Consider the following 13,585-nt stretch of genomic DNA (forward strand, 5'->3'; position numbering starts at 1 on the left):
TTTCTGGCTGTTCGTCCGGGTTACTTCAGTCCGTAGGCCTTGTGGATCGTCTGGTCCACGGTGTTGCCTTCCTGGTCGGTGGCCTGGGCGCGGAGGCCGACGGTGCCGTCGGTCCGGGACAGGGGCGGGTGGGTGATGGTGCCGGTGAAGGTGCGGTCGCCGGAGGCCGACATGGGGACGGGTACCCAGTGGGCGCCGCCGTCGAAGGTGGCCGAGAGCCGGAGCGTGGTCAGCTTGGCGTCGGGCTGCCCGAAGGAGCCGTTGTAGGCGGTGACGGTGATACGGCGGGCGAGCCCGGCCGTGGTCTGGTTGTCCAGGTCGAGGTCCAGGTCGTAGCTGAGGTTGAGCCGGCGGACCGGCGCGCAGGGAGCCAGGATCTGGGTGACGAGCCAGCCCGCGCACAGGCCGTCGGTAAGGTCCTTCATCCCGGATTCGGGGCGCTTGGAGCGGAAGGTCCAGGCCGTTTCGACGTCGGTCGCGAACCGCTGTCCCGGCTGAGGGGTGTGGAAGGTGTCGGTGAGCCGGTATTCGGCCTCGCCGGACGGAAGGGTGAAGGTCGGCAGCCTGATCCCGACGGGCCCGAGCGCGCCGATCTTCTCCTCCAGGGGCACTTCCTGACCGTTGCGGTAGAGGTGCAGTTCGTCCTTGCCGCCGGCCCACGCCTGGAAGTTGGCACTCCAGGTGAAGGGCTCCTGGTGGTTGGGTTCGGGGCCCATGACGGGCACCGCCGCCGTGAACAGGTCGCCGGTACGGCACGCGAAGCAGGTGACCGTGCCCGAGTCGATCACGCGGTCACTGTCGCGCGGGCCGCCGGGCACTCGGGGCTGCATGCCCCACCGCTCCGTGCGACGTCCCGCCTTGGTGAAGACGTCGAGCGCGACCGTGGTGTAGCCGGTCCTGGAGGGGGTGCCCTCGTCGTACCGCATCCGGACGTCACGCTGCCACGTCACGTCGGGCGAGACCGGCCCGACGTACTCGGTCACCGTGGTCCGTGCCTGCAAGGTGCCGTCGAGACCCCACGCGACGAACGGTTCGGAGCCGTTGATCAGCACGGGGGTCCAGCTCATGCGCACCGTGCCGGGGCGGTCCGAGTGGAAGCGGTCGTCGATCTCCTGGAGGTTCTTCCTGGTCACCCGGTAGTCGAGGACGGCGGGGATCCGGCCACGTTCGGGGAAGAACAGCGAGTACATGTACGGCGTGGCCGGGCTGCCCTCGACCTTGACGTCGACCGGCTTGCGGGCCAGTGCCCTGCCCTGGTCGGCGGGCAGGCTCATGGTCGGGATCGGGTAGAAGGCCCAGCTTCCGGTCGGGTCGAGGAAGGCCCGTCCCGACGCGCCGTAGCCGAGCACGCCCACCGCGCCGGCGGCCGCCAGGGCCTCCACGCGGTCGAGCCCGTCGCCGGAGCAGGTCGTCTCCGGGCAGAGGTCGCCGAGGTCGAGCAGGGCGAGCTTGCCCCGTACGTCCAGGCCGGACAGGTCGGTGCCGTGGCCCACGTCCACCAGCGGGATGGTCTGCTTGCCGGTCAGCTTGGGGATGTCGGGGGTGATGCCCGCGTAGCGGGGGGCGAGCGTGCGTCCGGCGGCCTTCATCGTGACGAGCGGCGCGCCCTGCCAGAACTGGCCGGTGAGGTCGAGGGCGCCCTGCTTGACCGGTTCGGTGGGCAACATCCAGTAATGGTGCAGCCCGTACGCCGGGTAGGAGGAGAGGAAGTCGGCCACGATGCCGCTCGCGGTGGTGCGCCGCAGGGCGTAGTGGGACAGATAGGTCTCGGTCGTGCGGGGGGTGTCCAGGCGGACCTCGCGGGCCTTGCGCAGGTCGAGGGTGACCGTCGTGTCCCGGTCCACCTTGACCTCGGGCGCGGTCGGCAGCGACTGCTGCCACTCGCCGTTCTCCCCTCGCCAGGCGGCGATGGTGTTGACGCTGAAGGTGCCCGGGTAGACGCTCGCCTCGCCCTCGACCGTCTGGTAGAAGGCGTCCAGGTCGTCGCGGTCGTCGGTACGCAGGAACATCCACGGGACGGAGACCGCGTCGGTCGCGCCGTCCGGCATGATCAGTTCGGTCTTGAGCTTGACCCTGCGCGGCTCGACGAACGCGCCCACGGCCGTGCGCACGACCACGTCGCCGCCGGTGGCCGCCACCGAACCCTCATACCAGGTGGCCGGTCCTGACGGGTCGAAGGAGACGGCCACGTCCGCGGCGCCGTGGGCGGGGACGGTCACCGTGTCGCGGTCCAGCTTGAGCACCCGATCGGGGGCGGTGCCGCGGTGCGCCGCGATGCTCGCGCGCAGGGCCAGCGTCACCGCCTGGTCGCCGTCGTTGGTGTAGGTGATCGTCTTCGTGGCCGGGCCGCTCTGCGGGGAGCTCAGGAAGCCGAAGTCGAGGTTGCCCGAGCCGCGTACCTGCTGGGTGACCGCCCTGGCCACGTCGATGCGCCCGGCGCCCTGCTGGTAGGCGGTCAGGCCGTCGTCCTTCGAGGTGCCGATGAGCGCCGCCTTGAGCTGCGGGCCCGTCCAGTCGGGGTGTTGCCCGGCGAGGATGGCCGCCGCGCCCGACACGTGCGGGGTCGCCATCGAGGTGCCGGAGGCGGCGGTGTGGAGCTCGTCCACGGGCGAACCCATCGACGTGCCCCGCGCGCGGGCCGCGACGATGCCGACGCCGGGCGCGACCACGTCGGGCTTGAGCCCGTAGTCGAACGGGCTCGGGCCTCGGCTGGAGAAGGGGGCCAGTTTCTCCTCGCGGTCGATCGCGCCGACCGTCAGCGCCGCCGCCGCTGATCCCGGCGCGTTGACGGTACGGTTGCCGCCGTCGTTGCCGGCGGCCACGACGAACAGCGCGCCCGTCTCGGCGCTGAGCGTGTTCACCGCCTGGTTGATGGGGCCGTTCTGGTCCTCGTACTCGCCGCCGATGCTGATCGAGACCACCTTGGCCTGCGCCGCGGCCCACTGCATGCCCGCGATGACCTGCGACGAGGTGCCCGAGCCCGATGAGCTGAGCACCTTGCCCACCAGGAGCGTGGCCTCGGGCGCCACGCCCGTGTACCGTCCGGAGCCGGCGATCGTGGAGGCGACGTGGGTGCCGTGGCCGTGGCCGTCGCGGGCGTCGGGATCGTCGGTGAAGTTGGCCATCGCCCCGATCCGGCCGGCCAGGTCGGGGTGGTCGGGATCGACGCCGGTGTCGAGCACGGCGACCTTGACGCCCTTGCCCTTGTAGCCGGCGGCCCAGGCCTGCGGCGCGCCGATCTGCGGCACGCTCTTGTCGAGCACGGGCTTCATCTTGCGGTCGAGCCAGATCGTCGTCGGCGCGGTCGTGCGTGCGGAGGGGGACACGGCGGCCGCGGCCCAGAACTCCCGCGCCGCCTTCTTGTCCACCTTGACGGCGGCGCCTCCGACGCTGGCCAGGGCGACGGGCGAGGCGGTGGCCGGGAGCGCGTCGGCCCGTGCCGACAGCGTCGCGGCGGCCTGCTTGGCGGTGCCGTACTGGACGATGACCGGCAGGGTCGGGCGTTCGGCGTCGGTGTAGCCGTTGGCGGCCAGGTACGCCACGTCGAACAGGCCCTTGTCCACCTGGCCCGAGGCCACCGGGGCCATCGCGTCGGAGGGGAAGACGTAGAAGGAGTCGCCCTTCCGCAGGGTCACGAAGGACACCGGCGCTCCTCCGGCGCGCTTGGCCGGTTCCACGTCGGCGCGAGGGGTGCCGTCGGCGGCCTTGCCGTACGTCACCACGTCGCCGGTGATCAGGGTGAGCCGGGTGGCGGCGGGTAAGGCGCCCGGGGTGGGGGGCGGGGTGTCGGCGGACTCGGGTGAAGGGGAGGGCGTGGCCATCCCCATGGACAGGACCAACCCCAACGCGGTCAGCCCGGCGAGCGGGCGGCGAGCCATGGTTCTCCTCGGAGTAGTACAAGATCGAGCACACAAAACCTCCCATTCCGCGCCATATCCGGAAAGATGACCTTTCGACCTCTTCACGCCGTTGGCGGGAAGAGGACACGATGGGCGCATGCTCGAGTCCCTGGGCCTGTCGACGGCCGAAGAGGCGCTGTACCAGACGCTGATCGAGGTCTCGCCGATCACGGCCGCCGACCTTGAACGGCTCGCCGGCCCGCAGGCCGCGCTCTGCGCGAGGCTCCAGGAACTCGGCCTGGTCACCCGGCTGCCGGAGGACCCGCCCAGGTACGCCGCGGTAGCCCCGAGCATGGGCCTCGACACGCTGATCAGCGCCAGGTCCAGGGCACTGACCGCCGCCCGGGGCCGCATCGCCGGGCTCAGCGCCGCCTTCCACCGGGCGGGCGCCGAGCACGACGCCGCCGGGCTGGTGGAGGTGGTGATCGGCAGGCAGGCGGTCAACGACCGCTTCGAGCAGCTCCAGAGGGAGACGCACCGCTCGATCCGGGTGTTCGACGCGCCGCCGTACGCCGGGGTGATCGGGGAGAACGCGCGTGAGTTCGATCTGCTGGCGAGGGGCGTGAACTACCGCGTCCTGTACGACAGGAAGGCGATGGAGCTGCCCGGGGCGCTGACGGTGGTCACCGACTACATCACCGCCGGCGAGCAGGCCAGGGTCGGCGAGGTGCCGATGAAGCTCGTCCTGAACGACCGGCCGACGGCGATCGTGCCGCTCCGGCACGACCTGCACCTGGTCGAATCCGCGCTGGTGGTGCACGACCCGACGCTGTTGGAGGCGCTCGGCGCGCTGTTCGAGATGAACTGGCAGCGCGCCGTCCCGCTGGGCGTGCGGCAGGGGCAGGCCCGGCTGCCCGAGGAGCGCAGTCCCGCCGACGCGCACGAGGACCTGCTGCCCCTGCTCATCTCGGGGCTGACCGACGCGGCCATCGGGGCGCAGCTCGGCTGGAGCGTGCGCACGGTGCGCAGGCGGGTGCAGGTGATGATGGTCCAGCTCGACGCGCAGACCCGGTTCCAGGCCGGCTACCAGGCCGTCCTGCGCGGCTGGCTGCGATGACGCTCGAAGCGCTCGGGCTGAACCCGGCCGAGGAGGAGCTCTACGAGCTGCTCGTCGAGTGCTCGCCGGCCACCCTCGACCGGCTCGCCGCGGGCTTCGCCGGCCCCGGCCTGCCCGCGCTGCTGAGCGGGCTGGAGAGCAAGGGCCTGGTCAACCGGCTGCCGGACGAACCGCCGCGGTACGTCGCCGTCGCCCCCGACGTCGCGCTCGACGCGCTGCTCACCGTCGCGGAAGAGGGGCTCGCACGCGCCAGGGAGCGTGCCGCCGACCTGGACGACGCCTTCCAGCAGCGTGCCTCCGGGCAGCAGCGGCAGCCGCTGGTCGTGGAGGTGATCACCGGCGCCGCCGCGGTACGGCAACGCCTCCACCAGCTCCAGCGCGCGGCCCGCCACCAGGTACGGACCTTCTCCCAGCCGCCGTACTTCGACCGGCACGCCAGCGTGGCCGCCCACCGCGAGCTGCTGGAGCGCGGCATCACCAGCCGGGTCATCTACGAGCGCGACTTCATCGACCGGCCGGGCGCGCTACGGCTGATCGAGGAGATGATCGGCGCGGGCCAGCTGGCGAGGGTGCTGCCCAGCCTGCCGATGAAGCTCTACCTGGTCGACGACCGGTTCGCGCTGCTGGTGCTGCGCTACGAGTCACCCGACTCCGCGGCGCTCCTGGTGCACCCCTCCGGGCTGCTGGAGGCGCTGAGCAGGCTGTTCGAGGGGACCTGGGAGCGGGCGCTGCCGATGCGGCTGACCGGTTCGCGCGAGGCACCGCAGGACGACGAACGGTTGATCGCCCTCCTGCTCACCGGCCTGACCGACGAGGCCATCGCCCGCCAGCTCGGCATCGGCTACCGCACCGCCCAGCGGCGCATCGCCGAGCTCATGGCCAGGCTCGGCGCCCACACCCGCTTCCAGGCCGGCGTACAGGCCGCCCGATCCCAGGCCCGCAGCACCCCTGAGGACCCGCGCGGCGCGCCAAGGGCGTCGGGTGCCTGAGATCGCCGCTCATCGAAGGTCGTCTGCTGTGCCGCCGGGCTCATGGAGGTGGTCGGGAAGGGAGCAGTGCCGGGAGGGGTGTTCGGCCAGAGCGCTCCAGATCCGGGCGAAGTCGGAGCCGGCATGGGGCCGGCCTGCAGCCCCGCCCTCAACGCGGCGTTGACCCGTGTCGCGCCGACGGACGCGGCGAACGCCAGCGGTTTGATGTCGACCGTGACCCAGCTCGGTCAGGTCGCCGGCATCGCCGGCCTCGGAGCCGTCTTCCTGGCCCTCCACGTCCCGTCCCAATCGGCGGCGACCGCCGCGACGGTCACCAACGTCAGCGTGGCGGCACTGGTCTTGCTGTCAGGGGTGTTCGCCGCGTTCCTCCCGAACAGCACGTGGTCACCGCCACCTCCGTCCGGCCCGAGCCCGGCCGCCACCTGAGCCCCCTGCGGACGAGCGGTCCGTGCAGCCTCGACGCCCTTGAGCCCGCCCACTGCCGCGAGCTGACCGAGCCTGCGACGGCAGCTTCAGCTCTGACCTCAGGCCCGGGGTCGGGGTCGGGGCACAGGACGTCCTGGAGCCCAGTCTTCGCCGACAAGAAGTCGGCAAGGAACGCCCAGCGCGCATTGGAGGGCAATACGCGACACGGGATGTCGTGATTCCTTGGGGGGCTTTCCGGCGTGAATCCTCAGCCCCCTGAGCGGTCACTCCCTACAGGTCCAGACGCGCAAGCAGTTCCCGCGTGGCCAGAACCTCGGCGGTCAACGCCAGGTTCGGGCAACCGTCGGTGCCCGCAACGGGAACGCACGGCAGGCGATGGAGTTCTACCGCGACGTCTTGGGCGGCGACGACGCCGAACTCCGCGGCTACTTCGAGAGGCTGTCCGTCGGCGGCACTGTGAATCGCCCCGGGTTCGGTGGATGCCTTGGTGTGTCGCGGGTTGAGTAGAGGCGGGTTCGTCCCTTGCCTGCGCGGCCTTCCGGTCGCCTCCAGCCCTCTCCGGCGGAGACCACCGCGGGCACGTCCTTGCGCTTCGGGACGTCCGGGTGGGATCAGGGGCGCGGCACCAGGCCGGGGGTGTTCCCTACTGCGGTTCGGGGGGTTCGGGATGGGGAGGTGAGGTCCGCGCTGCCTACATTCGCCGCATGAATCATGTGACTCGCTGGGCAGCGCTCGCTGCCGGAACCGCCCTCTCGCTCGTGGCCGCGCACGGCCGATGGGAGGTGGCAGGGGCGGCATGGATCTATCTGATCCTGCTGTTACGCTTCTCCCGCACCAGCCGGACGCTTCCGGCGATGGGCGGCATCGCACTCGCCACCGTGGTGTCCACCACGTTCTGGCTCTACGAGAGCGGACTGCCGGTGTTCAGTCCGGTACTGGCGCTCTCCCTGGTCATGGCGCTGGCGGGCGTAGTGCCGTACGTTCTCGACCGTCTCGTCGCGGCGCGCTTACCCGGGGCGTGGGCCACGTTGGTCTTCCCCCTTGGGGTGGTCGGCGTGGAGTACGCGCTCGCGAATGTCAGTCCCGTCGGCAACATCCTGAGTTCGCTGGCCGCCACCCAGCACGACAACCTCCCGCTGCTCCAGCTCGCCTCGGTGACCGGTGGCTATGGCATCAGCTTCCTCATCGCCTGGTTCGCCGCCGTCTGCAACCACCTCTGGCAGGACGGATTCACCTGGCGGCGGGTGACACCCTTCGGGGCCGTGCTGACGCTGGTGCTCGTCGGCGGAAGCATGCGCCTGGCGTTCGCGGCGCCCGCCGGCGAGACCGTACGGGTGGCTGGAGTCAGTCCCGCACGGTCGGTTCTGGAGGCGTCCAACAAGGCCCTGAACGGTTTTCCCTCGCCTGAACAGCTCGCCGGGGCGGATCCCGACACGGCTCGGCGGGCGCTCGCCCCTGTCAACGACTCCCTGCTGACCGCCACCGAACGCGAGGCGGGCGCCGGAGCCGAGATCGTGGTCTGGCCGGAGGCGGGCGGTGCGGCACGCGAGGCCGACAGGCAGCGGCTGATCGACGAGATCGCCGCCGTCGCCGTCAGGACCGGCAGCTATGTGAACGCCGGAATGATCGTGATCACAGGTGCGCCGCCGTACATGCGTAACGAGACGGTGCTCGTCGATCCGAGAGGGCGGGTCCGATGGACGTACGAGAAGGCCCGCCCGGTGCCGGGAATGGATCCGTTCGACCCCGGGGACGGCAGGGTGCCGACCGCCGACACCCCGTTCGGCCGCCTGGCCAACGTCATCTGCTTCGACGCCGACTTCCCCGCCCTGATGAGGCAGGCCGCCGACGTGGACCTGATGATGGTGCCGTCCAACGACTGGTACGGCTTCGGCGCCACGCACACCGAGAAGTCGGCCGTCCGGGCGGTGGAGAACGGCTACTCGCTGATCCGGCAAGCCAGCAACGGCCTGGCCGCGGTCTTCGACCCGCAGGGCCGGACGCTCACCTCGGCCGACTACTTCACCACCAAGCAGCAGACGATGTCCGCGTATGTCCCTGTCGCCAGTGATCCGACGATATATGCGCGCATCGGCGACGTGTTCGCCTGGCTCTGCCTCGCGGCGATGGCCGCCCTCGGGGCCGTGGCCCTGCGCACCAGGCGGCTGACCGTGGCCGGGCCCTGGGTGACCGGTGCGAGGCAGGAGATCGAGGTTCAAGGACCGGGTACCCGACCTCAGGGCGCTTGAGGCCGCGCCGGCTGCTCGTGGCATGAACCTGTCGCCTCCGATCCTGCAGGACGATCAGGCGTCTTCATGGAGGGTCCAACGGCGAGATCGGCGGGGCACTGGTGGCGAGTGAGAGCACGGTGAAGTCGCACGTCCGGGCCATCCTGCACAAGCTGGACCTGCGTGACCGCGTGCACGTGGTGATCTACGCCTGCGAGGACGGGCTCGTCGCTCGCCACCATTTCCATCCTGACGGGCGGTACCAGGTTCACCCCTTCGGGTGAGGCCGGACGATTCCGCCCGCCCTAGCTTCGAGATCGTGCGTTTCCTACGTCTCCTACCTCTCGGCGTCGTCATGCCCGTCGGCTGGACATCCCCGTCCTATGCCGGTGACCAGGAGCTGATCGACGGTTCGTCCGTCGAGACGATCACGCTGCTGACGGACCGATACTCCGTGGACGACCCGGTCGTCCAGGTACTCCCCGAGTTCAAGATGGCCGATCCGCGCTACACCAAGATCACTCATCGAGCTGGATCCTCGCGCCCGCACGAGACGAGGTCATCATGACGGCGTCCTCCACGCGCTCCGGTTCTGCCAGATCAACAGGTATCGATGTCACGTGGTTCTTCGCGATCGCCGTCCTGCTGTGTTTCGCGCTGTCCGTTCCGATGGTCTTCCGGCTGGTCCCGACGGCCTTCTACAACCTGATCACTCCGATCCTGCAACTGACCCCGCTGCTCGCAGCGATCATCATGTGGCTTGCCCGACGCCCCGGAACGTTCCGAGAGACGTTCGCCACCAGGTGGCGCGGCACACCCAAGTGGGCCGGCATCGGCATCGGCCTCATCGCCGCGATCGCCGCGATCCAAACCGCCACCGCACTGGCATTGGGGATCTGGCGGCTCAACCCGCTTGACCAGATCCTCACGGCGACCATGTGGATCGTTCCGGTCTTCCTCATGCAGTCGGTCTTCGCCATCGGCGAGGAGTTCGGCTGGCGCGGCTGGCTGGCGACGCGCGCCGCGTCATGGGGATTCTGGCCGCTGGCCCTTGTCAGCGGTCTGGTCTGGATCGTCTGGCACCTGCCGGTCCTCGCCGTCATCGGTGATCGACCACCCTGGGACATCGTCATCTACTTCGCGGGCATGCTGCCATGGGCTCCGCTGTTGCTCGCACTTCGCCGGCAGTCGGGGAGTGTCTGGCCCGCGGTCCTGACACACGGAGCGATCAACAGCGTCCGGGTGTACCTGCTGCAATCCGTCCCCAACGCAACCGATCACCTGCTCATCGAAGTGATCGGCTGGGTGCTCACACTCGCCGCTGCCGGGTGGCTGATGCGCCCGAGCCGGGCGAGGCTCGTCCGTGGGTCTTTGAAGGTTAGGTAGATTCCTGTTCGAAGCGGCCGTCGGCGGTGACCCGGTCGGTGAAGGCTGCCGGGGCCCGCTTCAGCTCCTCATCGACTCCCTCCGCCCGCCGGCGGAATGTTGTGGTTGAAGCGGAACATGTTGCCGGGGTCGTGGGCCGTCTTGACGGCGACCAGCCGCTCGTACGCCTCCGGCGTGAACGCCTGGCGCACGTCCTCCGGGTCGGTGTGGGCGACGCCCGCCATGAAGTTGAGCATGCGCGTCCCGCTGTTCCACGGGGCGAGGGTCTTGATGACCCGGTCGTGCCCGGCGTACACGGCCTGGTCCTCACCGATGCCGAGGACACCGGCGGAGTACAGCTGGAACTGGGCGGTGGTGTGCGCGACCGCGTTCGGCAGGCGCGGCGGACGGGCGAGGGCGCCGCCGAGATGACGGATCTCGATGCCGACCGCGCTGTTCGACCCGGGGCCCACCAGCGCCAGGATCGCCTCGACCGCGTCATGGTCGAGGTGGGTGAGCTGGAAGCTGTCGATGTGGTACGAGCCGGGCGTCGGCGGATCGTTGTGAATGGTGCCGACCTCGGTGTACGGGATGTCGGTGACCGTGTCGAGCAGCGGCGTGGCGATCTCGCGCAGCGGCTTGACCAGCCGGGCACCGTCCTGCGGCGAGCCGAGGTAGCTCAGGCGCAGGTGCAGGGCGAAACGCCCGCGAAGTTCCTCGGGGACTTCGGGCACATCGGGCCAGGGCATCATGAAGAAGGAGGAGCTGAGCTCGTCGGGCACCCCGGTGACCCATGTGCGGTAGAAGTGCAGCACATCCCGGATCGACTCGGCCGGGAAGTACAGGCCGCCGCCGTAGATCCGCGACACCTCCACCAGTTCCACCTCAAGTGAGGTGACCACACCGAAGTTGCCCTTGCCGCCGCGCAACGCCCAGAACAGGTCGGCGTTCTCCTCCTCCGAGGCGGTGCGCAGTTCGCCGTCGGCGGTGACGACCTCGATGGTGCGGACGTGGTCGGCGGCGTAACCGTAACGGCGGGACAGGACGCCGATGCCGCCGCCCAACGTGTAGGAGACGGCGCCGACGAACGGCGCCGAGCCGTTCAGCGGGGCCAGGCCGTGGCGGGCGGCGGACGGGATGACCTCCCGCCACAGCGCGCCCGCCTCCAGCCGCACGGTGCGGCGCTCGGGGTCGATCCGGTGGCCGTCCATGCGCCGCGTGGAGATGAGCAGGCCCCCGTCGGCGGGCAATCCCACACCGTGGCCGGTGGCCTGTACGGCGACGCCCAGGCCGTGGTCGCGGGCGAAGCGCACCGCGGCCACCACGTCGTCGGCGCCCGCCGCGCCGACGATGACGGCCGGGTGGTGTACGACGGAGCGGTCGAAGCCCTCCGCCTCCTCGGCGTACCCCGGGTCGCCGGGGAGGAAGATCGGGCCCTTGACGCTGTCGGCCAGTATCGTCACCGCCCCGGCGGTCAGAATGGGGGCACCCGTCGGCTGGGTCTGCTCGATCACTGACATGTCCTCACGTGTCGTCGTTCAGGTGGTGCGTCGGCCGGTCCAGGTCAGCCCGTGGTGAACTCGAAGGTCGGGTTCCGCCGGGCCCCCACCCGCTCCAGCGCCTCGGCCAGCAGGTGGACTTGGTCCAGGGAACTGCTGGCCGGGTAGAGCACCAGGTCGTCGACGCCCGCGTCCGACAAAGCGATCAGTTCCTTGAGCAGGCGCTCGTCGGAGTCGAGCGAGTCGGCCCGGACCGGCTCGTAGTACGGGGACTCCCTGGAGCCGTAGTAGTGGGCCACGTACTCGTCGGTGAGCTGGACGGCCTCGGAACCGCAGCAGAAGTAGCGGCCGGTGAGGATGTGCGGCTTGCCGGGCCGCTCAGCCGCGGCCCACGCCTCGGTGGCGCCCTGCACGCCGTTCACCAGCAGGTCCAGGCTCAGCGTCGGCGCCACCCAGCCGTCGCCGAAGCGGGCGGCGCGGGCATAGCCGGCGGGGATCAGGCCACCGATGAGCAGCTTGGGACGGCCCTTGCCGGGCAGCGGGGCGGGGCCGGAGACGCTGGTGACCTCCCCGTCCCAGACACGGCGCATTTCGGTCAGGGTGTCGTCGAAGATCTTGCCGTGGCCCTTTTCGGGAGCACCGCTGAGGGTGAAGTCGTCCGGCCAGCCCCCGATGCCCAGGCCCGCCGTGAGCCGGCCCTCCGAGATCAGGTCGATGGTGGCGAGCTGCTTGGCGAACAGGATCGGGTTGCCCCGCCATCCGACGTTCAGCACGCTGGTGAACAGCTGGACGCGCTCGGTCACCGCCGCGGCGACGCCGAGGGAGACCAGCGGGTCCAGGATGTCGTAGACCAGGCGGTCGATGGATCCCAGGGAGTGGAAGCCGAGGCGCTCGCTGTCCTCCGCCCACTGCTTGACCTCCCGCGCAGGACGTCCGGGAACGGCGATCGGCAGACCAATTCCAATATTCACGAGCACTCCGTCTCAACCAGATCTCACTACGGGCACAACGATTCGGACAGTCCGTTTCCGGCTGTCCTCATGCGCCGGCGAGGCGCACAGCCGTGACGATATTCAGCGAGATCGGCATCGGTCTTGTACGGATCGGACACGCTCCGGGGATCTCCCACCTGACCGGGACCGCAGGAGCAGGCCGTTGCGCACCAGCAGGTCTTCTTCACCGTGCACGAGAGGAAACGCCTCGGCCGTAGCGCGGCCGAGCTGCCGACCATCGCCGAGGACCTGGAACTGCCCACCGGCCCGGTGCGGGGCCTCCACGACTCCTCGGTCCGTGAGGGCGGCCGCTCGCCGGCCTCAGACGACATGATCGCCTACGCTCGCAGCCTGCGCGCCCGCGGCGTACCGATGCCCGACATCGCCCGCAAGCTCCTCATCCCCACTGGCAAGAACAAAGGCCACAACTCACCCACCACAAGAAGGGCAGCGGCAAGACTCCCAGGCCGGATAAACCTGTGGCGTAACGAAAGATCCTTTGACATGGTGACCACGTTCTTGGCTGATTCGAAGGGAAACGACCATGGGCCGTGCAGTTACGTTGATCCGCTCGTCCTCCTTGTCTGACGTCGCCGAGTACGCCTACGCGGCCACGGCACCCCCCGGATCCCGCCTGATCTTCCTTGCCGGCGCCTGCCCGCTGAACAAGGATGGGTCCACGGCGGCGGTGGGAGACTACGCAGGTCAGGCAGCGAAGGCCCTCGAAAACATGCAGACCGCGCTGACGGAGGCCGGCGCCTCCCTGCATGACATCATCAGCACCAGGGTTCTCGTGGCGTCCAGCAGGCAGCAGGACCTGGGGGCCGCCTGGGCGGTAGTCCGGGCCTTCTTCGGTGATCACGACGTTCCCAGCACATTGATGGGCGTCACGGTGCTGGGTTACGAAGATCAACTCGTGGAGATCGAAGCCATCGCCGCCGTGCTCGACTCCTGAGGTTGATGAACTGATCGACGCGGCGTTCGCCACGGGAGGAGCACAGCCGGCCATCTCGCAGCCTTCCAGGCGCAGTGCCCCGCCGATCACGGCGTCTACGGTCTGCAGTCCGGGCGCCCGGGAGTCCGCGAGGTCCACCAGGCCGGTGCGGGCTCCGGTAGGGACCGGCGCTTCC

Annotated in this window: 12 protein-coding genes; 9 read left to right on the forward strand and 3 right to left on the reverse strand. The window is 70.1% G+C overall.

What is annotated here, in order from left to right; translation table 11 throughout:
- Positions 1-20 precede the first annotated feature (20 nt).
- Entirely contained in the window at positions 21-3,878 is a 3,858-nt protein-coding gene (locus tag ABZ815_RS37785) for a S8 family serine peptidase (protein WP_357706002.1), read from the reverse strand.
- Between the two features lie 118 nt (positions 3,879-3,996).
- On the opposite strand from ABZ815_RS37785, the gene ABZ815_RS37790 reads away from it, so the two are divergent.
- The 7 genes from ABZ815_RS37790 (at position 3,997) to ABZ815_RS37820 (ending at position 9,985) form a co-directional block, all read left to right on the forward strand.
- Positions 3,997-4,956 carry a transcriptional regulator gene (locus ABZ815_RS37790; RefSeq protein ID WP_357706003.1) on the forward strand — a complete coding sequence of 320 codons (960 nt, stop codon included), beginning with the start codon at positions 3,997-3,999 and terminating at the stop codon, positions 4,954-4,956.
- Complete coding sequence (locus ABZ815_RS37795; protein ID WP_357706004.1) at positions 4,953-5,945, forward strand: LuxR C-terminal-related transcriptional regulator; 993 nt, start codon at positions 4,953-4,955, stop codon at positions 5,943-5,945. The genes ABZ815_RS37790 and ABZ815_RS37795 overlap by 4 nt, the downstream gene beginning before the upstream one ends.
- Positions 5,946-6,158: 213 nt before the next feature.
- Positions 6,159-6,371: a hypothetical protein gene (locus ABZ815_RS37800; RefSeq protein WP_357706005.1), complete on the forward strand. Its 213-nt coding sequence runs from the start codon at positions 6,159-6,161 to the stop codon at positions 6,369-6,371.
- Positions 6,372-7,075: 704 nt separating this feature from the next.
- On the forward strand, positions 7,076-8,620 hold the full coding sequence (locus tag ABZ815_RS37805; protein ID WP_357706006.1) for a nitrilase-related carbon-nitrogen hydrolase: 1,545 nt from the start codon (positions 7,076-7,078) through the stop codon (positions 8,618-8,620).
- Between the two features lie 53 nt (positions 8,621-8,673).
- Positions 8,674-8,883, forward strand: a complete 210-nt coding sequence (locus ABZ815_RS37810; RefSeq protein ID WP_357706045.1) for a LuxR C-terminal-related transcriptional regulator — start codon at positions 8,674-8,676, stop codon at positions 8,881-8,883.
- A 35-nt stretch (positions 8,884-8,918) separates the two neighbouring features.
- Positions 8,919-9,167, forward strand: a complete 249-nt coding sequence (locus tag ABZ815_RS37815) for a hypothetical protein (RefSeq protein WP_357706007.1) — start codon at positions 8,919-8,921, stop codon at positions 9,165-9,167.
- A complete protein-coding gene (locus tag ABZ815_RS37820; RefSeq protein WP_357706008.1) occupies positions 9,164-9,985 on the forward strand; it encodes a CPBP family intramembrane glutamic endopeptidase in 822 nt (273 codons plus the stop codon). The genes ABZ815_RS37815 and ABZ815_RS37820 overlap by 4 nt, the downstream gene beginning before the upstream one ends.
- Before the next feature lie 68 nt (positions 9,986-10,053).
- On the opposite strand, the gene ABZ815_RS37825 is transcribed toward ABZ815_RS37820, so the two are convergent.
- Together ABZ815_RS37825 and ABZ815_RS37830 are read right to left on the reverse strand one after the other, a co-directional pair.
- Positions 10,054-11,478: an FAD-binding oxidoreductase gene (locus ABZ815_RS37825; RefSeq protein ID WP_357706009.1), complete on the reverse strand. Its 1,425-nt coding sequence runs from the start codon at positions 11,476-11,478 to the stop codon at positions 10,054-10,056.
- Between the two features lie 50 nt (positions 11,479-11,528).
- The gene (locus ABZ815_RS37830) at positions 11,529-12,434 is read right to left on the reverse strand and encodes an LLM class flavin-dependent oxidoreductase (RefSeq protein ID WP_357706010.1); all 906 of its coding nucleotides are present in this window, start codon (positions 12,432-12,434) and stop codon (positions 11,529-11,531) included.
- A gap of 210 nt (positions 12,435-12,644) precedes the next feature.
- On the opposite strand from ABZ815_RS37830, the gene ABZ815_RS37835 reads away from it, so the two are divergent.
- Entirely contained in the window at positions 12,645-13,043 is a 399-nt protein-coding gene (locus ABZ815_RS37835) for a hypothetical protein (protein WP_357706011.1), read from the forward strand.
- Positions 13,000-13,410, forward strand: a complete 411-nt coding sequence (locus tag ABZ815_RS37840; RefSeq protein WP_357706012.1) for a Rid family hydrolase — start codon at positions 13,000-13,002, stop codon at positions 13,408-13,410. Before ABZ815_RS37835 ends, ABZ815_RS37840 begins: the two co-directional genes overlap by 44 nt.
- Positions 13,411-13,585: the final 175 nt, after the last annotated feature.

Origin of the sequence: Nonomuraea sp. NPDC047529, assembly GCF_040642995.1 — a bacterium.
Lineage (GTDB): Bacteria > Actinomycetota > Actinomycetes > Streptosporangiales > Streptosporangiaceae > Nonomuraea.